The organism is Brachybacterium sp. GCM10030268 (assembly GCF_042666305.1).
Taxonomy (GTDB): domain Bacteria; phylum Actinomycetota; class Actinomycetes; order Actinomycetales; family Dermabacteraceae; genus Brachybacterium.
The window spans coordinates 386,973-405,357 of record NZ_JBHTCW010000002.1; the positions used below are offsets into that span (position 1 = coordinate 386,973).

18 protein-coding genes are annotated in these 18,385 nt (G+C 71.4%); 9 read left to right on the forward strand and 9 right to left on the reverse strand.

Annotated features, from left to right (window positions below; translation table 11 throughout):
• Positions 1–119 precede the first annotated feature (119 nt).
• Positions 120–494 carry a helix-turn-helix domain-containing protein gene (locus ACFQRD_RS04760; protein WP_377803533.1) on the forward strand — a complete coding sequence of 125 codons (375 nt, stop codon included), beginning with the start codon at positions 120–122 and terminating at the stop codon, positions 492–494.
• Here ACFQRD_RS04760 and ACFQRD_RS04765 read toward each other — a convergent pair.
• The 4 genes from ACFQRD_RS04765 to ACFQRD_RS04780 form a co-directional block, all read right to left on the reverse strand.
• Positions 472–1,074 carry a ClpP family protease gene (locus ACFQRD_RS04765; protein ID WP_377803534.1) on the reverse strand — a complete coding sequence of 201 codons (603 nt, stop codon included), beginning with the start codon at positions 1,072–1,074 and terminating at the stop codon, positions 472–474. The genes ACFQRD_RS04760 and ACFQRD_RS04765 overlap by 23 nt on opposite strands.
• On the reverse strand, positions 1,071–1,775 hold the full coding sequence (locus ACFQRD_RS04770; protein WP_377803535.1) for a ClpP family protease: 705 nt from the start codon (positions 1,773–1,775) through the stop codon (positions 1,071–1,073). Before ACFQRD_RS04770 ends, ACFQRD_RS04765 begins: the two co-directional genes overlap by 4 nt.
• 164 nt (positions 1,776–1,939) lie before the next feature.
• A complete protein-coding gene (locus tag ACFQRD_RS04775; protein WP_377803537.1) occupies positions 1,940–2,965 on the reverse strand; it encodes a DUF4037 domain-containing protein in 1,026 nt (341 codons plus the stop codon).
• A 25-nt stretch (positions 2,966–2,990) separates the two neighbouring features.
• Positions 2,991–4,382, reverse strand: coding sequence for a glycine--tRNA ligase (locus ACFQRD_RS04780; protein ID WP_377803538.1), 1,392 nt, complete (start codon positions 4,380–4,382; stop codon positions 2,991–2,993).
• A 195-nt stretch (positions 4,383–4,577) separates the two neighbouring features.
• Here ACFQRD_RS04780 and ACFQRD_RS04785 point away from each other — a divergent pair, with 195 nt between their 5' ends.
• From ACFQRD_RS04785 to ACFQRD_RS04805, 5 genes are all read left to right on the forward strand, one after another.
• Positions 4,578–5,597: a metal ABC transporter substrate-binding protein gene (locus ACFQRD_RS04785; RefSeq protein WP_377803539.1), complete on the forward strand. Its 1,020-nt coding sequence runs from the start codon at positions 4,578–4,580 to the stop codon at positions 5,595–5,597.
• Positions 5,594–6,385, forward strand: coding sequence for a metal ABC transporter ATP-binding protein (locus tag ACFQRD_RS04790; RefSeq protein ID WP_377016843.1), 792 nt, complete (start codon positions 5,594–5,596; stop codon positions 6,383–6,385). Before ACFQRD_RS04785 ends, ACFQRD_RS04790 begins: the two co-directional genes overlap by 4 nt.
• Complete coding sequence (locus tag ACFQRD_RS04795) at positions 6,382–7,296, forward strand: metal ABC transporter permease (protein ID WP_377016841.1); 915 nt, start codon at positions 6,382–6,384, stop codon at positions 7,294–7,296. The genes ACFQRD_RS04790 and ACFQRD_RS04795 overlap by 4 nt, the downstream gene beginning before the upstream one ends.
• Positions 7,297–7,352: 56 nt before the next feature.
• On the forward strand, positions 7,353–7,757 hold the full coding sequence (locus ACFQRD_RS04800) for a Fur family transcriptional regulator (protein WP_377016839.1): 405 nt from the start codon (positions 7,353–7,355) through the stop codon (positions 7,755–7,757).
• Positions 7,758–7,830: 73 nt separating this feature from the next.
• Complete coding sequence (locus tag ACFQRD_RS04805) at positions 7,831–8,370, forward strand: DedA family protein (protein ID WP_377016836.1); 540 nt, start codon at positions 7,831–7,833, stop codon at positions 8,368–8,370.
• Between the two features lie 35 nt (positions 8,371–8,405).
• Here ACFQRD_RS04805 and ACFQRD_RS04810 read toward each other — a convergent pair whose 3' ends face one another.
• Positions 8,406–9,254, reverse strand: coding sequence for an isoprenyl transferase (locus ACFQRD_RS04810; protein WP_377803540.1), 849 nt, complete (start codon positions 9,252–9,254; stop codon positions 8,406–8,408).
• Positions 9,255–9,288: 34 nt separating this feature from the next.
• A complete protein-coding gene (gene recO / locus ACFQRD_RS04815) occupies positions 9,289–10,023 on the reverse strand; it encodes a DNA repair protein RecO (RefSeq protein WP_377803541.1) in 735 nt (244 codons plus the stop codon).
• A gap of 254 nt (positions 10,024–10,277) precedes the next feature.
• Between recO and ACFQRD_RS04820 the strand changes: the two genes are divergently transcribed.
• The gene (locus tag ACFQRD_RS04820) at positions 10,278–11,018 is read left to right on the forward strand and encodes an EcsC family protein (RefSeq protein WP_377016830.1); all 741 of its coding nucleotides are present in this window, start codon (positions 10,278–10,280) and stop codon (positions 11,016–11,018) included.
• The gene (locus tag ACFQRD_RS04825; RefSeq protein WP_377803542.1) at positions 11,015–11,611 is read left to right on the forward strand and encodes a 2'-5' RNA ligase family protein; all 597 of its coding nucleotides are present in this window, start codon (positions 11,015–11,017) and stop codon (positions 11,609–11,611) included. Before ACFQRD_RS04820 ends, ACFQRD_RS04825 begins: the two co-directional genes overlap by 4 nt.
• A gap of 86 nt (positions 11,612–11,697) precedes the next feature.
• Here the strand turns inward: ACFQRD_RS04825 and ACFQRD_RS04830 are convergent, their stop codons facing one another.
• Complete coding sequence (locus ACFQRD_RS04830; RefSeq protein ID WP_377803543.1) at positions 11,698–14,049, reverse strand: M28 family peptidase; 2,352 nt, start codon at positions 14,047–14,049, stop codon at positions 11,698–11,700.
• A gap of 111 nt (positions 14,050–14,160) precedes the next feature.
• On the opposite strand from ACFQRD_RS04830, the gene ACFQRD_RS04835 reads away from it, so the two are divergent.
• On the forward strand, positions 14,161–15,366 hold the full coding sequence (locus ACFQRD_RS04835) for a DMT family transporter (RefSeq protein ID WP_377803544.1): 1,206 nt from the start codon (positions 14,161–14,163) through the stop codon (positions 15,364–15,366).
• A gap of 31 nt (positions 15,367–15,397) precedes the next feature.
• Here ACFQRD_RS04835 and leuA read toward each other — a convergent pair whose 3' ends face one another.
• Together leuA and era are read right to left on the reverse strand one after the other, a co-directional pair.
• Complete coding sequence (gene leuA / locus ACFQRD_RS04840; RefSeq protein ID WP_377803570.1) at positions 15,398–17,107, reverse strand: 2-isopropylmalate synthase; 1,710 nt, start codon at positions 17,105–17,107, stop codon at positions 15,398–15,400.
• A gap of 308 nt (positions 17,108–17,415) precedes the next feature.
• Entirely contained in the window at positions 17,416–18,369 is a 954-nt protein-coding gene (gene era / locus ACFQRD_RS04845; protein ID WP_377017264.1) for a GTPase Era, read from the reverse strand.
• Between the last annotated feature and the right edge of the window lie 16 nt (positions 18,370–18,385).

Sequence of the window (18,385 nt, forward strand, 5' to 3'; positions counted from 1 at the left end):
CCGGGATGCGGGGACGGCGAGGACAGTGGCGGAGGTTGACGGCAGGGGCCGCACAGCTCCGGTTTCTGCTCTCAGCAGAGGACGCGGCGCCGAGGAGGAGTCCGGCGTAGCCTCGGGCCATGGACGGGCATCTGGAACCTCTGCTGCGCGAGCTGGTCGGCGCCGCGCTCCGCGAGGAGCGCACGCGCCAGCGCCGCACGCTCGCACAGGTGGCCGATGCCGCAGGCATCAGCATGCAGCACCTGTCCGACGTGGAGCGCGGGCGCGAGGACCCCTCCTCCGAGCTGCTCGCCGCGATCACCGGCGCCCTCGCCCTCACGGTTCCCGACCTGCTGCTGCGGGTGGCCGACGGCGCCGCGGTCACGGGCCTCGCCGCGGCGGAGCCGGTGCGGCTCGAGCTCTCCTCGCTCTCCGGTCCGGGGCGCCGGCAGATCCGTTTCGACGGCGACGGCCGGACCGCCGGCGCCGGCCTCACCGTGCTGTCGGCCGCCTGATCAGCACCTCGTCGGCCAGTCCGTAGGCGACGGTCGCCTCCGCGTCGAGCACCTGCTCTCGTTCCAGATCCCGGCGCACCTGGTCCAGGGAGCGCCCGGAATGCTCGGCGATCAGCGCCTCGAGCGCGCGGCGTATCCGTTCGACCTCCTCGGTCGCCAGGATCAGGTCCGGCACGGCGCCGCGCCCCTGCGCCTCCAGCGGATGCAGCACGACCCGCGTGTGCGGCAGCACCCAGCGCAGCCCCGGCGTCCCGGCGGCCAGCAGCACCACCGGCGCCGCGACCACCTGGCCGACGCAGGTCACCGCCACCCGGCTGCGCACATAGGTCAGGGTGTCGTAGATGGCCAGCACCGCCTGCGCCTCACCGCCGCTGGAGTTGAGATAGAGGTGGATCGGTGCGTCGGCCGAGTCGTTCTCCAGATGGAGAATCTGGGCGATGACCGTGTTGGCAACGCCGTCGTCGATGGGGGTGCCCACGTAGATGATCCGGTCCGAGAGCAGGCGCGAGTACACATCGGCGCTGCGCTCGACGCCGGCACCGGTGCGCTCGACGACGCTGGGGATGGTGTAGCTGCTCATCGCGCGCCTCCGTGGGCCGGACCCTGATACGTGGAGGGGACGGCGCTGGTCAGTCCGAGCGACGGGGCGGTGCGGGCCGGGACCCCCATCGGCAGCACGTCCTCGAGGGCGGTGACGATGCGGTCGCAGAACCCGTAGTCGACGGCGCCGGCGGCATCCCACATGCGGTCCCGCTCGGAGTCCGCCGCGATGGTCTCCTCGCTCTGTCCGGTGCGCTCCGCCGTGATGGCGATCAGCAGATCGCGGCCGCGCCGCAGATCCTCGGCCTGCAGTTCGATGTCCGCCGCGCTGCCGGCGAACCCGGCGGACCCCTGGTGCATGAGCACCCTGCCGTGGGGCAGGATCAGCCGTTTGCCCGGGGTGCCGTGGGTCAGGAGGTACTGCCCGGCGCTGTAGGCCATCCCCAGGGCGATGGTGCGCACGTCGCACGGGACGAGGTCGATGAGGTCGCCGATGGCGAGCATCGCGGGGACCAGTCCGCCCGGGGAGTTGATCAGCAGGGTGATGTCGCGCTGCGGGTCCTCGGCGGCCAGCAGCAGGAGCTGTGCGCTGAGCCGGGCGCCGTTGTCCTGATCCAGCTCACGGTCCAGCAGCAGGATCCGGTGGTGGAGGAGGCGGGTCGCGGTGAGGTCGCCCAGCCCCTGGGGCGGGGCCGAATCGGGGGTGGTCTCGAGTCGTGAAGGGGATGCGATGGGTGTCATGGGACCAGCCTGATCCCGCGGGCGGCGGCGCGAGGACAGATCCGTCGTGCGCTGATCAGCGCACAGCGGAGGGTCCGCGCCACCGGGACAGCGGTGGCTCGGTTCCGGGGCCGGGCCCCTGGTCGGGTCGGCCGCTGACGAGACAGCGTCTGGCAGCGTCGGCCTCAGCCGCCGACGAGGCGGCGCCGGGCGTCGGCGTCCACCAGCACGGTCACGTTATCGCTGATCTGCTCGGCGGTGCCGACGCCGGCCGGCAGCGCCCGCACGGCCGGATCGGTGATCGTCTCCCCGAGCAGTTCGGGGATGCCGCGCACCCCGATATGCGGGCGCTCGAAGAAGGCCTCGGTCGCCGGCTGCAGCGTCGGCAGCCCGATCTCACCCTGGGCCGCTGCGAGCAGTTCGACGGCGTCGGCCAGGGCGCCCTGGCGTGTGCGCCAGTCCCGCGCCCTCAGCACCTCGTGCACGGCGATGCGGAGAGCTCCTCCACCCGGGAGCCCCGCGGCCGAGTGGGCGAGCCACTTCCCGTACGGCGGCCAGCGCCGGTGGAGCAGATGCGCGAGGTGGAGCATCGTGCGCACGTGACGAGCGGCGATCACCGACGACCCGTCCTCGTCGCCCCGCAGGCCCGCGCGGCCGACGTCGGGGAACTCCTGGCCCAGACGCGACCAGTCGGCGGCCACGGCGTAGATCCAGAGATCGCGCGGATACCAGGCCAGGGTCTCGCGGATCCGGGAGATGGCGCCGGTGCCGTCGTGGAAGACGGGCCCAGCGGTGACCTCGAGGACGCACTGTCCGGTCAGCGAGAGCCAGTCGAGGACGGTGAGTCCTCGCGTCGGGTCGAGACCGAGCCGGGAGCGCGCGAAGTCGGCGGCCGAGGCCACCTCGACCCGGTGACGGACCTGCGGGTCCCAGGTCGTCGCGAAACGGGTCGGATGTCCGCACCAGGTCCTGGGCAGCTCGCGCTCGAGCAGGGCGTCGATCGGATCGGCCCGGTCGTCCTCGACCAGCAGTGTCAGGCGAAGACCCCAGTCGTGGTCGCGGGACTGGGCATCATCGAAGCCCAGCACGTCGGAGCCCGAGCCGAGCCGGGCTGCGGCGTACCCCAGCTGAGGAGCATGACGGGTCAGCAGCGGTTGGACGAGATCCTCGAAGTACGCCTGCGAGAGCTCCGCACCGCCGCCGGCTGCCATGGGTCGCGGGGAACGCCGGGCGCCCTCAGGCGCCGATCAGCCGCGCGGCGAGATAGGACTCCACCTGATCCAGCGCCACGCGCTCCTGGGACATGGAATCCCGCTCGCGGATCGTGACGGCCTGATCGGTGGCGGTCTCGAAGTCGACCGTGAGGCAGAACGGGGTGCCGATCTCGTCCTGGCGACGGTACCGGCGACCGATCGCCTGCGTGACGTCCATCTCGACGTTCCAGTGCTTCCGCAGCTGGTCGGCGAGCTGGGTGGCACGCGGGACGAGGTCCTCGCTCTTGGACAGGGGCAGCACGGCGGCCTTGATCGGAGCCAGGCGCGGGTCGAGCTTGAGCACGGTGCGCTTGTCGACACCGCCCTTGGAGTTCGGGGCCTCGTCCTCGGCGTAGGCGTCGGCGAGGAAGGCCATCATCGAGCGGGTCAGACCGAAGGACGGCTCGATGACGTAGGGCGTGTAGCGCTCGTTCGACGCCTGGTCGAAGTACTGCAGCTTGGTGCCCGAGCCCTCGGTGTGGCTGGCGAGGTCGAAATCGGTGCGGTTGGCGATGCCCATGAGCTCGCCCCATTCGCTGCCGGAGAAGCCGAAGCGGTACTCGATGTCGATCGTGCCCGCGCTGTAATGGGCCCGCTCGTCCTCGGGGACGTCGAATCGGCGCAGGTTGTCCTCGGAGATCCCGAGGTCGGTGAACCAGTTCCAGCAGTCCTCGACCCAGGTCTCGAAGTGCTCGTCGGCCTCCGCGGGCGGCGTGAAGAACTCGATCTCCATCTGCTCGAACTCGCGGGTGCGGAAGATGAAGTTGCCGGGGGTGATCTCGTTGCGGAATGCCTTGCCGACCTGCCCGATCCCGAAGGGCGGCTTCTGGCGGGTGGCGCCCACGACGTTGAGGAAGTTCACGAAGATGCCCTGGGCCGTCTCCGGCCGCAGGAAGTGCAGCCCGGCCTCGCTCTGGACGGGGCCGAGGTAGGTCTTGACCAGCCCGGAGAACTGCTGGGGCTCGGTGAACTCCCCGCGGGTGCCGCAGTTGGGGCAGGGCACCTCGGCGAGGCCGCCCTCGGGTGCCCGCCCCTTCTTCGCCTCGAAGGCCTCGAGCAGATGGTCCTCGCGGAACCGGTTGTGGCAGCTCTTGCACTCCACCAGCGGATCGGTGAACGTCTTGACGTGACCGGAGGCCTCCCACACGCGCTTGGGCAGGATGATCGAGGAGTCCAGGCCCACCATGTCCGCCCGCGACTGGACGAACGTGCGCCACCACTGGCGCTTGATGTTCTCCTTGATCTCCACGCCGAGCGGACCGTAGTCCCACGCGGAGCGGGTACCGCCGTAGATCTCTCCCGCCGGGAACACGAAGCCGCGCTTCTTCGCGAGTGCGATGACGTTGTCCAGCGTGCTGGCGGGGGCCTTGGCCACGGGGAGACTCCTGGTGACGGGTGAGATGGTCCGCCCCAGGATAGCCAGGTCGCGGCGTGGCCGCGCGCGGGAGGCCCTGGGGCGGCCTCAGCCGACCTGCACCGGGCCCGGCCCAGCTGTGATCGTGGGCACGAACGGGGCCGCAGGGCGTGGCGCGACTTGCCTCCCGCCCCACCGCTGGTGAGAATGATTGTCATGTTGCACAGCTCCGCCCTGCGTCCGTCCCGCCGCTCCGTCCTCGCCCTCGCCGGCCTCGGTGCGGGCGCCGGGGCTCTCGCGGCCTGCGGGGCCGGCGGCGAAGGGTCCACGGCGCCGGTGGTGGTGGCCGGGTGCTACCCCATGGAGTACCTCCTCGACCGGATCGGCGGCGAAGAGATCGACATCGTCCAGCTGGCCAAGCCCGGGGCCGATGCACACGGCATCGAGCTCTCCCCCAAGCAGGTCATCGAGATCCAGGAGGCGGCCCTCGTCGTCCAGATCCCCGGGCTGCAGACCGCACTGGACGATGCGATCAGCTCCCATGGCGACGAGAACGTGCTGGACGTCTCCACGGTCGTCTCGATGCTCTCGGCCGACGAGGGCCACGAGCATGAGCATGAGCACGAGCACGAGGGGAGCGAGCACGACGAGGCAGCGGGCTCGGGCTCGAGCGACGAGGGCGGCGCCGAGGCGGGCGGTGACGGCCATGACCACGGCATCGCCGGGGACGACCCCCACCTCTGGCACGACCCCGCACGGATGGCCGACATCGCGGACGCCCTCGCCCAGCGTCTCGGGCAGATCGTTCCGGAGGCCGCCGAGACGTTCACCGCCAACGCCGAGACGGTCCGCACCGAGCTCGAGGATCTCGATGCGGAGCTCGCGGAGAGCTTCGGTGCCGCCGACGGCGAACGCACCTTCGTGACCAGCCACACGGCCTTCTCCTATCTCGCCGATCGCTACGATCTCACCCAGGTGGGGATCACGGGTATCGATCCGGAGACCGAGCCCTCGCCGCAGCGGCTGCTGGAGCTCGAGGGGGTCATCGCCGAGGCCGGCGTGACCACGATCTTCTTCGAGACCACGGCGAGCCCGAAGGTCGCGCAGACCCTTGCCGACAACGTCGGCGTCGAGGCGGAGGAGCTCGACAACCTCGCCACGCAGCTCTCCGAGGACGCCGACTATCCTCAGGTCATGCGCGAGAACAGCCGCAAGCTCGTCGAGAGCTGGTCATGACGGCCGCCACGGACTCGCCGGCACCCGCCGGCGCTCTGGACCCGGTGGTCGAGGTCCAGGGCGCGCGGGTCGCTCTCGGCGGCAACCGCGTCCTCCACGACGTCGACCTCCGCCTCGACCGGGGTGAGCTGGTCGCGCTGCTGGGTGCCAACGGCTCCGGGAAGTCGACGCTGCTGCGCGCCGTGCTCGGGGTGCTGCCGCTGGAAGCCGGCACCGTGCGCCTGTTCGGGCAGTCCGTGCGCAAGCGGGCCTCGCATGATCGTCTCGGGTACGTCCCGCAGGACAATCCGGCGGCCGGCTCCATCCCGGCCACGGCGCGCGAGACCGTCGCCACGGGCCTGCTCGGATCGCGCTCGTGGTTCCTCCGTCGCCGCGATCCGCGCATCGAGCGGGCGCTGGAGGCGGTCGGTCTGGTCGACCTCGTCGACCGGCCGATCACCCGCATGTCCGGCGGTCAGCGGCGCCGCGTGATGATCGCCCGCGCCCTGGTGCGCGACCCCGAGGTGCTGGTCCTGGACGAGCCCTTCGCCGGCATCGACGTCGGTACGCAGGATCTGATCGCGGGCCTGTTCCGGGAGCTCTCCGCCCGCGGCACCAGCATCCTGGTAGTCCTGCACGAGACCGGTGCCCTGGAGGACCAGCTGACCCGCGCCGTCGTGCTCGACCACGGGCGCGTGGTCCATGACGGGCCCGAGGCGCAGCGCCCCGAACTGGACCCCGGTCACGACCACACCGGCCCGATCGACCGGATCGACGAGTGCCTCGGACAGGAGATCCACCCCGCATGATCTCTCCGCTCGACATCCTTACCTACGACGTGCTGCGGTACCCGCTGATCATCGCGGTGCTGATCGGTCTGACCGCCCCGGTGGTGGGTACCTTCCTGGTCCAGAAGCGTCTGTCGCTGCTGGGCGATGGCCTGGGCCATGTGGCTCTGACCGGTGTCGCCGTCGGCTGGCTGGTCGGCGCGTGGGTCGCCGCCACCCCCGCCGATCTGCTGGCGATCCCCGGCGCGCTGGCCGCCTCCGTGATCGGGGCGCTGGCCATCGAGTACGTGCGGGAGTTCGGCCACACCAGTCGCGACGTCGCCCTGGCGATCCTGTTCTACGGGGGCATCGCCGGCGGCGTGGTGATCATCCAGCTCGCCGGTGGCACCTCACAGAACCTCATGGGCTACCTGTTCGGGTCCCTGTCGACCGTGACCCTGCCCGACGTCACCATCGCCGTGGCGCTGGCCGTGGTGGTCCTGGCCATCGGGCTGGGCCTGAACGGCCTGCTCTCCGCGGTCACCAGCGACGAGGAGTTCGCCCGCGCATCCGGTCTGCCGGTGCGGCTGGTGAACATTCTGGTCGCGGTCATGGCCGCTCTCACCGTGACGCTGTCGATGCGCATCGTGGGCGCCCTGATGGTCTCGGCACTGATGATCGTGCCCGTCGCGGCGGCACAGAACCTGGTGGTGGGCTTCGCCCGCACCATGCGCACCGCCATGGTGATCGCCGTCGCGTGCGCTCTGGGCGGCCTGCTTATCACCGTGAACGTGGATCTCCCGCCGGGCGGGGTGATCGTGCTGCTGACCATCGCGGTCTACGCGGTCGGCCTCGTCATCGCCGCGGCCCGCGGTACCGCCCGCTCACGGCGGAATCGCGACCTCACCGCCGCGCCGCCGGAGCCCGAGGCGATGGACGCAGCGCGCGGATGAGTCCGTCCGATCACGTCGGGATGGAGGTCCCGAACCGGATCAGGGACAATGGAGGGATGCAACGGAACACCCGCCAGCGTGCCGCGATCCTCGAGACGCTCTCGCGACAGGATGACTTCCGCAGCGCCCAGCAGATCCACGAGCAGATGAAGGCCGACGGGGAGACCGTCGGCCTGGCGACCGTGTACCGCAATCTGCAGGCGCTGAGCAAGGCCGGTAGCCTCGACGTGCTCGTCGCCGATGACGGCGAGGCGCTGTACCGCCAGTGCGCCGACAGCGGCCACCATCACCATCTGGTGTGCCGCGAATGCGGGCGCACCGTCGAGTTCCTCGCTCCCGAGCTCGAGGCCGCCATGACCTCGATCGCCGGCAGGAACGGCTTCACCGACCTCGACCACACGCTGGAGGTCTTCGGGCTGTGCACCGAGCACGCTCCCGCGGACCGGGCCGTCTCCGGATGAGGGCGACCTGATGATGGCGCAGACATCATGACGCAGCGGGCCCGATGACCCCGATGACGGAGCCGAGCAGATGATGGAGTGGATCGGATCGCTGCCGCTGCTGCCGGCGATCGCTCTGCTCTATCTGGTGATCCTTCTGCGCGCCGGCGGCACCTATGCCCTCGGCCGCGGTGCGCACCGGCTCGCGGACCGCGGTCGCGTCGCTGATCTGCTGCGCCGTCCGCGCGTGGTCCGCGCCATCGGCATCGTCAACCGCCGCGGCGCACCCGTCGTGGCGATCAGCTTCCTGACCGTCGGATTCCAGACGGCCGCCAATGCCGCCGCCGGGCTCACCGGGATGCCGCTGCGTCGCTACCTGCCCGCACTGGCCATCGGCGGGCTCGCATGGGCGGTGGTCTACGCGACCGTCGGCCTCACCGCGCTGTTCCTGTGGGTCGAGCTGTTCCTGCGCAGCCCCGGGGTCGCCGCCGTGGTGCTGCTCGCGCTCGCGGCCGGCGTCCTCGTCCTGGTACGTCGCGCGCGCGGGCGCCGGGCAGCCGATCCCGCAGAGGTGGGCGCAGACCCCGACGAGGCGGCGGTCGATACGGGCGAGGGCTCCGACGGGATGCGCTGAGCGGACCGATGGGATGCGCTGAGCAGCGGGCGAAGTCAGGACCGAGCCGGCGCGGATCCCGTCGACGTGCCATCGCCCGCCGGGAGCTCGTCGGCCGCGAGCGCATCGATCGCTCCCCCGTAACGGCGGTCGCGGCGCGCGTACTCGGTGATCGCCCGCCACAGGACCCGGCGGTCGACGTCGGGCCACAGCTCCGGGACGAACACGAGTTCCGCGTAGGCCGACTGCCACAGCAGGAAGTTCGAGGTGCGCTGCTCCCCGCTGGTGCGCAGGAACAGGTCCACGTCCGGCATACCGGGGTCGATCAGATGCCTGGTGAGGGTCTTCTCGGTGATCCCGCGCCCGCTGAGCCGGCCGGCGCGTGCCTCCTCGGCGACGGCGCGCACGGCGTCGACGATCTCGGCGCGGCCCCCGTAGTTCACGCACATGTACAGCGTCATCCGGGTGTTACCGCGCGTGAGCTGCTCGGCCTCCTGGAGTTCCCGGATCACGCTGCCCCACAGCCGCTGCGCGCGGCCGATCCACACGATCCGCACGCCCCAGGAATTCAAGGTGTCCCGCTGGCGGCGCAGCACCGAGCGCGAGAAGCCCATCAGGAAGCGGACCTCGTCGGGGGACCGCTTCCAGTTCTCCGTGGAGAAGGCATAGGCGGACAGGTGCGTGACGCCGATCTGGAGAGCGCCGGCGACGACGTCCAGAAGTGCAGCCTCGCCGGCCTCGTGACCGGCGGTGCGCGGCAGTCCGCGCTGGTTGGCCCAGCGGCCGTTGCCATCCATCACCACTGCGACATGGGCGGGGATGGTGGGTGCGGGCAGATCGGGGGGCTGCGCGCCGCTGGGGTGCTCGAACGGCTGCTCGCCTCCGCGCTCGGATGCGCCGGGCATAAGGTCTCCTCCAGGGTCTCTCGCGCGGACGCGCTCAGCGCTCGACGTAGCTCAGGGAGCGCACCGAACGCTCCAGGTGCCAGGTCACGGTGTCGCTGATCAGGCGACCGGCCTCGTGGGCCACCGTGTCCTCGGCCGGGACGACATTCTCCCAGTCCCCCGCCAGCAGGAAGATCATGTGCTCGATCGCCGACTGCCGCACCGCGATCGCCCCGGGACGGCGGCACCCGGTGCAGACCAGCCCGCCCGCGCGGACGTCCAGGGCGTGATGCGGGCCGGGAGCGCCGCAGGAGGCGCACATCCGCAGCTCGGGGGCCCACCCGGAGACGGCGAGGGTGCGCAGGAGGAAGGAGTCCAGCACCAGGGGCGGTGCGACCCGGCCCTCCCCCATCGCGCGCAGCGCACCGACCAGCATCAGGAAACCGCGCTGGCTGGGATCGACGACCTCGTCGGTGAGTCGGTCGGTGGTCTCGAGCATGGCGCTGGCGGCGGTGAAGCGGCCGTAGTCCGCGCTGATCGCCACGGCGAACGGTTCGATGGTCACGACCTGGGTGACGGTGTGCAGATTCTTGCCCGCGTGCAGCTGGAGGTCGACGAGGCTGAACGGCTCCAGACGGGCACCGAAGCGGCTGCCGGTGCGGCGCACGCCCTTGGCGACCGCACGCACCTTGCCGTGGCGCCTGGTCAGCAGCGTGATGATGCGATCGGCCTCGCCCAAGGGGTGGGTGCGCAGGACGATCGCATCGTCTCGATAGAGCTTCTGCTGCATGGTGCCTCGAGCCTACGACCAGGGGCTCACGGACGGGCGCACCTGCGAGCGGTGTCGGCCAGGAGGTCCATCACGTCGGTGCTCAGGGCGACCCGCGTGATCGGTGGTCCCGGGCCATGGTGGGCGCCGAGGGCCCCGGCCCGCCGCACCGAATGGTCGGGACGTGTCGCCGTCAGCGCCCGACGACGGCATGATGGCCGCACGCGATGGGCGCCCGTCCGGGCAGCCGGAGACGAGACGAGGAGGGATTCGCCGTGGGCATCCTCGGAATGCTGCGCCGTGACCGCAGGACCACCAGCACGGCACGTCAGGCGCTGAAGGAGGCCCGCAGAGGTCCTCGCGCCGAGAGCGAGCCGGCCGCCGCGGACGCGAGCGGTGGAGCGCTCCAGCGCCTGGTCGAGACGTTCCGCGACATCGGACTGGACGGCAAGCTCAGCTACTCCTCGGCGCAGGACATCGCCCGGTGGGCGCAGCGCGGCCGGGGGCGGAAGCGCCCGGAGGTCGCGATCCGCCGCATCGTGCGTCGCCATCGCCGCGGCGTGACCGTGGCGGGCTTCCTCACCGGTCTCGGCGGCATCTTCACGCTCCCCATCCTGCTGCCGACCAACGTGGTCGAGTTCTACGTCCAGTCCACCCGCATGGTCGGCGCCATCGCCGTGGTGCGCGGGTACGACGTCGACGACGAGGACGTCCGGGTCCGCGTCCTGGCAGCGCTGATGGGCGAGGAATCCGGGGACGTGCTCAAGAACGTCGGGCTCGGTCCGGTCGCCGGAGTCGCCACGCGCACCGTCGCCAAGCGCCTGCCGACCAGTCCTCAGTCCGCCGTCGCCGGCGCCATCGGCGGGCGGATCCTGCGCAAGTTCGGCCTGCGCTCGGTGCGTCTGTTCGGCAAGGCGATCCCCGGCCTCGGCGGCGTGCTGGGGGCCATCGGAGACCGTGCTCAGCTGGCACGGATCGCGAAGGCGGCCAGGGAGAGCTTCCCGCCGGCCGCATGATGCGGGTCTTCGTCTCGATCCGGCCCTCACCGGATGCCCTGGACCATCTCGCCTCCGCACTGGACGAGGTGCGGTCGCGGACGGGACTCTCCTTGCGCTGGGGAGACGCCGCCCAGTGGCATCTGACTCTCGCCTTCCGTCCCCACCTGCCCGACGGGGCGGTCGATGGGGCCCTGGCCTCGCTCGCCGAGGTGGCCGCGCGGCACGAGCCGATGGATCTGCAGCTCTCCGGGGCGGGGACGTTCAGCAGCCGCACGCTGTGGATCGGGGTCGGCGGGGAGGTCGATCGTCTCGGCGCCCTGATGAGCGAACAGCTGCTGGGCGAGGAGGATCGTGAGCGCCGGCGGGCCCACCTCACGGTCGCACGGGTCTCCGCCCGGGCACCGCGAGCGCGCCGCCGTCGTTCGCGCTGGGACCCGCCGCAGCCGGATCCGACGCAGGTGATGCTCGCCGACGCCGTCCATGCGCTCTCCGTCTACCGCGGACCGATGTGGCGGACCGACGAGATCGAGCTGGTCACCTCCCGCCTCGGGCAGGGCCGTTCCGGGGGTCCGCTGCACGAGGTGCTGGGCGCCGTCCCGCTGGGAGGGTGAGGCCGGCCCACGGACGATGACCGGATCGGGACCGGAGTTCTCGCGATGCCGCGCGCAGAGTCGCCCTGGTGTTCTCGATGCCCTCTTCAGCTCGTCCGGATCGTGGAGCTCACCGTGACGCGGGGCTGCACGAGGGAGACGTCCTCCGCGGGCTCCGTCCAGCCACCGGCGAGAGACGGCTCGAAGATCGTCTCGCGCACCGTCAGCTCGGCGCCGGCGGCGAGCGAGAACTCGATGGTGATCGTCTGCCCCGCGCGCACCCCGACGATGCGGACCTCACCCAGGCCGCCCTCGGCATCGACGGGGGTCCCGTCGACCGTGACGTCGGTCAGCGTCCCCTCCTCCGGCACGAGCAGGCACTCGGAGGCGTCCCGTGGCGCGGTGATGGTCAGCTCCGCGTCCGTCCTCCCGTCGGCCGTGTCGGCCCGCAGGTCGTACGTCAGCGGCTCCAGCTCGGTGGTCGCGGTCGCCCCGTCCAGCTGCTCACCCCAGTCGGTGGTGCCGGTGGCCTCCCAGGTCGTCTGCCCGCTCGACCCGTCCACATGTGCGGTGACGCGCTCCTGGATCGGCTCCGGAGAGGCGAGGGTGACGGCGGAGGCTCCGAGGGTCAGTCCGATCGCGAGCACCGCCGGGAGGACGGGGATCAGCACGCGATGCGGGCGCCGAGCTCGGTGGCGCGCCCGCACCTGACGACCCAGGAACAGTGGCGCGGCGGCCGCCACGGTCAGGATCGTGGTCCCGGCCAGCCCACCGGCCGAGGAGGCGATGCCGAACTCCATCAGCGCCGAGATCTGCGCGCCGAGCGTCCAGCCGACGACCACCAGCGCCACCGCCCGCACCACCAGTCCCACAGCGGGCGGGAGGAGCACCGCGGCCAGCGCCCCGATCGCGGCGACTGCGGCCGGCAGGATCATGGCCATCCCGAGACCGGGAAGGAGCAGGCCGAGAGAGGTCAGCAGAAGCAGCATCGTGATCGCCGCGCCATGGAGGAGAGCCTGGCGCGTGATCAGGATCCGTGCCAGCACCCACGCGCCCGCCACCACGGCCGCAGCGGCCATCAGCTCGGCGACGAAGAACAGCTCGGCGCGGACGGGCTCGCCCGTCGTCTGCGAGAGCATCTCGGGGCTCGCTGCGGCGGCCGCCTCCCACAGCAGCGCCCCGGCTCCGGCGCCGAACATCACCGCACCCAGGCCCGCGAGCACGCCGCCCAGGACGCCGGGAAGGGTGAGCTCGCCGCGCCGGCGCCGCACCAGCACGGCCGCCAGCAGCGCCATGGGGGCGAGCACGCTGATCACGCCCACCGCGGCCGGTGGCAGCGCGATGATCCCCCACGGAGCGGTGGTCTGGACCGGTTGCTCCCCGGCCCGTTCCTCGAGCGCGCCGAGATCCCGCTGCGCCAGGTCCCGGGTCAGCGCCAGGGTCATGTCGCCGTAGTGCTGGAGGGTGCCCCGGTCCAGATGGGCGGCGTCGTCCTGGGGGCTGTGATACGCCCACGAGTCGTCCGTGATCGCCATGTCCATGCCCCACCAGCCCGCCTCGCGGTACACGGTGAAGTCGGTGTCGTTGGGGATGAACTCGAACAGGGCGCCGGTGAGGGACTCGAACTCGGGATGCGGCATGGCGCCGTACACCGGGTGCATGGGCCCGTTCGATCGCGTCACCGTGGGGCGACCGGAGACGCCGCGGGCTTCGTGGTTCAGGACCACGACAGGTTCGGTGAGGTCACCGGCGTGCGCGTCGACGAAGGCCTGCGAGCCGAGCAGGCCGGGCTCCTCGCCGTCGACCAGGAGGATCACGAGGTCGTTGCGCTGCGCCTCGGGTCCCAGGGCGCGGACGGTCTCGAGGATCACGGCGAGCCCGACCCCGGCATCGGCCGCCCCCGGCGCATTGGGCACCGAATCGATGTGCGTTCCCAGCACGATGGTGCCCGTGGGGTCGGTGCCGGGTCGGGTCGCGACCAGGTTGCGGGTGTAGCCCGCCGAGCCGAAGCCGGCCCCCGTGTCGGTATCGACACCGGAGACTGTCCGGGTGCCGATCGACTCCTGCGTGGTGGTCTCGAAGCCGAGCTCGGCCAGACGGTCCGAGAGCAGGGCGTGGGCCTCGGCATCGGCATCGGAGCCGACGGGCCGAGGCTCCGCGACCGCGGGCGCGGCGGCCTCGCTCGCCCGCGCAGCGCTGAAGACGTCCGAACTCGCATCGGCGCCGACCGGGGTGCACACGCCCCGGGAGGAGAATCCGATCGTGGCGGCGGCCAGGAGCACCACGAGCAGTGCCAAGCCCTGCCATCGGCCGAGCAGCGTGCCGCCTCCCTCGCCGTGCGCATGGCCCGGTGCTCCGGCCTGAGTGTCGCCATGCTGAGGGTCGGTGTGAGCGCCGGGCTCGGGTGCGGAGCTCGTACTGTGCGGAAGCGGGGCCTCGTCCTCCGAGTGCGTCGTCATGGCACCTGTGTACCCGGACCCCCACGGCCCTGTCTGTCGTTCTCCCGAACGAGATGTGACCTGCGCGCCCGCGAAGTGGACCGGCCGGGCCCGGCCGGGCACAGTGGAGTCGTGAAGACACCTGGTTACTCCGCCGGCCCCGCACCGTCCGGCCCTGCACCGTCCGGACCCGCTCCGGCCGACGGCACATCGAGTGGCCGGGCGCAGGCCGGTCCGGCCCCGGCGGGCACCGCCGGCACTGCGGCGGACGGCACGGTCGTTGCGGGCCCGCCGGTGGTGCCCATCCTGTTCATCCTGGGCTCGTGCTTCTCGGTCCAGTTCGGGGCGGCCCTGGCGACCCATCTCTTCCCCGCGCTCGGCTCCTGGGGGACCACGGCGCTGCGCCTGGGCCTGGCGGCCGTGCTGCTGATGGCCATCGTCCGCCCGAAGTTCCACCGCTTCACCCGGCAGCAGTGGATCGCGGTGGCGGCCTTCGGAGTCATCGTCGGCGCCATGAACGGCAGCTTCTACAGCGCGATCGACCGCATCCCCCTGGGCACGGCGGTCGCGATCGAGTTCCTCGGACCGCTGACGGTCTCGGCGGTGCTCTCGACACGTCGCACCGATCTGCTGTGGGTGGCGCTCGCCCTCGCCGGAGTCAGCCTGTTCGGTCTCGAATCCTTCACCGGCGCGGGGGCCCTGGACGGGATCGGGGTGCTGTTCGCTCTGTTCGCGGCCGCCTGCTGGGGCCTGTACGTGCTCGCCAGCGCCAGGGTGGGCAAGCTGGTGCCCGGCCAGGGTGGGCTCGCGGTCGCCATGGCGATCGGGGCGCTGGTGGTGCTGCCCCTCGGCGCCCCGGGAGCGCTGATCGGACTCATGGACCCGCAGCTCCTCGCTCTGGCCGCCGGCACCGCCGTGCTGGGGTCCGTGCTGCCCTACAGCCTCGAACTCGCTGCTCTCCGGCGCCTTCCCCGCCACGTGTTCGGGATCCTGCTCAGCCTCGGACCGGTGGTCGCGCTGATCGCGGGCGTGGTGATGATCGGGCAGGAGGCCACCTTGCTGCGGGTCGCCGCGGCGGTCTTCGTCGTCGGAGCGAGCATCGGCGTCACCGTGACCAGCCACCGGGCGGCGCACCAGGCACGCAGTGGCTCCGAGTCCGAGGCGCCGGGCGCGGCTGACGGCGATCCAGCGGCGGACTGGGAGCTGCCAGCGCCCACCCAGTCCACCCTCACCGGCGAGATGCCCGTGATTCCTGATCCGGACGCCCGGGTCGACGACACGCCGACGGCGACCCGAGCGCCGGGCGAGGACGGCCGCTCCGGCTCCGAGACGCTCTGAGCCTGCGGCGCGCTCAGGGCCCGGAAGGCGTTCAGAGCCGCGCGCGGTGCTCGCGGTTCAGGGCGGAGATGATCGCCTCGAGGGATGCCCGGGTGATGGATCCGTCGATGCCGACGCCCCAGAAGATCCGGTCCCCGATCTCGCACTCGATGTACGACGCCGCCAGGGAGTCGTCGCCCTCGGTCAGGGCGTGCTCGGCGTAGTCGAGGATCCGCACGTCGATCTTGCGCTCGGCGAGGGCCTTGACGAAGGCATCGAGCGGACCGTTGCCGATCCCGGTGATCTCGTGCTCCTGCCCGTCGATGACGAGCTGGACGGTGATGCGGTCGGCGCCCTCGCCGGTGGATTCCTGGGTCATGCTGCGCACGCTGAAGCGTCCCCACCGGCGGGCCTCCTCGTGGGAGGGCAGGTACTCGTCGGTGAACGCGTCCCAGAGCTGCTCGGCGGAGACCTCACCGCCGTCCGAGTCGGTCTTGTCCTGGACGATGCCGGAGAACTCGATCTGCAGGCGTCGCGGGAGGTCGAGGCCGTGCTCGGTGCGCAGGAGGTAGGCCATCCCGCCCTTGCCGGACTGCGAGTTCACGCGGATGACCGCTTCGTAGGAGCGTCCCAGGTCCTTGGGGTCGACCGGCAGATACGGGACCCGCCAGACGGCGTCGGCGACGTCCTTCCCGGCAGCCTCGGCGTCGCTCTGCATCCGCTCCAGGCCCTTCTTGATGGCGTCCTGGTGGGAGCCGGAGAACGCCGTGAAGACGAGGTCGCCGCCGTAGGGGCTGCGCTCGGGCACCGGCATCTGGTTGCAGTGCTCGACCGTGCGGCGCACCTCGTCGAGATCGGAGAAGTCGATCTGCGGGTCGATCCCCTGGGTGAACAGGTTCAGGCCGAGGGTCACCAGATCGACGTTGCCGGTGCGCTCGCCGTTGCCGAACAGGCAGCCCTCGATGCGGTCGGCCCCGGCGAGGTAGCCCAGCTCGGCGGCGGCGACCCCGGTGCCGCGGTCGTTGTGGGGGTGCAGGGACAGCACGAGGGAATCCCGGCGGTCGAGGTGGCGGTGCATCCACTCGATCGAATCGGCGTAGACGTTCGGGGTGGCCATCTCCACGGTCGCCGGCAGGTTGATGATCATCTTGTCGCTCGGCGTCGGCTTCACGACGTCGATCACCGCATTGCACACGCGCAGGGCGTACTCGAGCTCGGTGCCCGTGTAGGACTCCGGGGAGTACTGATAGGTGATCGCCGTCTCCGGGATCGTCTCGGCGTACTTGGTGCACAGCAGCGCGCCCTGGACGGCGATGTCCAGGACCGCGTCCTCGTCGGCCCGGAAGACGACGTCGCGCTGGACGACGGAGGTCGAGTTGTACAGGTGCACGACCGCCCGCTTCGCGCCCGCGATCGCCTGGTACGTGCGTTCGATGAGGTGCTCGCGGCACTGGGTGAGGACCTGGATGGACACATCCTCGGGGATCCGGTCCTCCTCGATGAGGGTGCGCACGAAGTCGAAGTCGGTGCGGGAGGCGGCCGGGAACCCGACCTCGATCTCCTTGTATCCCATCGCGACCAGGAGCTCGAACATGCGCAGCTTGCGCTCGGAGTTCATGGGGTCGATGAGGGCCTGGTTCCCGTCGCGCAGGTCGACGGCGCACCAGCGGGGGGCGCGGGTGACGCGCCGGGTCGGCCAGGTGCGGTCCGGCAGCTCGACGCGGATCTGCTCGTGGAAGGGCAGATACCGGTGGGTGGGCATGCCCGAGGGCTGCTGCGGTGTATCGCCCGTGGAGCCGAGGACGGGAGCCGACGGATCGCCGACGGCGGCGATCTCCGGCGCGGACGGCGCAGCGGACGAGGTGGCGGCGGACGAGGTGGTGGTCTCGTTCATGAGGGAATCCTTCTCGCTGGGGTACCGGTCGCCGGACAGCACGTCAGCCGCGGCGGGGTCCCGGCGTTCAGGTCCCGACGCGGCGGCTAAGCAGCAGAAGCGATCCACTCACGCTGGTCACGGTAGCACCGCGCGAGCGGACGTCGATCGACGCTCGCGATCCGAGACAGCGCACGTCAGAAGCCCAGGCGACCGAGCTGCTTGGGATCGCGCTGCCAGTCCTTGGCGATCTTCACCCGCAGGTCTAGGTGCACCTTGCGCCCCAGCAGCTCGTTGATCTCCGTGCGGGCACGGGAGCCGACGTCCTTGAGCCGGGACCCGCCCCTGCCGATGATGATGCCCTTCTGGCTGTCGCGCTCGACGAACAGCGTCGCACGCACCACCAGGCGTCCCGCGCCCGGTGCGACCTCTGCGAAGGGGTCCCCGTCGGGGTCTGTCTCGACGACCTCTTCGACCACCACGGCGATCGAGTGCGGGAGCTCGTCGCGCACGCCCTCGAGCGCCGCCTCCCGGATCAGTTCGGAGATGCGGTCATCGCGGGTCTCCTCGGTGAGCTGGTCGTCGGGGTAGAGCTGCGGGCTCTCGGGCAGGTGCGTGGCGACCACGTCCAGGAGCACGTCGACCTGCTCGCCGGTGACGGCGGAGATCGGCACGATCTCGTCGAAGTCGATGAGCTGGTCCACGGCCATGAGGTGCTCGGCCAGCCGGTCGCGGGCCACAAGATCCGTCTTGGTCACGATCGCGATCAGGCGGGGGCCGCGCCGGCCGCTGCGCATCTCGGCGAGATCCTGGGCGATGAAGCGGTCACCGGGACCGATCTTCTGGTCCGCGGGCAGACAGAAGCCCACCACATCGACCTCGCTGAGGGTCTCGCGCACCAGGTCGTTCAGACGCTCCCCCAGCAGCGTGCGGGGCCGGTGCATACCGGGGGTGTCGACCAGGATGATCTGGGACTCGGGCCCGGTGACGATGCCGCGGATCGCACGCCGGGTGGTCTGGGGCTTGGTGGAGGTGATCGCGACCTTCTCCCCCACCAGAGCGTTGGTCAGGGTGGACTTGCCGACGTTGGGCCGGCCCACCAGGGCGACGAAGCCCGCGCGATGGACGGGCGATTCCTGCTCGGTGTTCATGCTCGGGCTCTGTTCG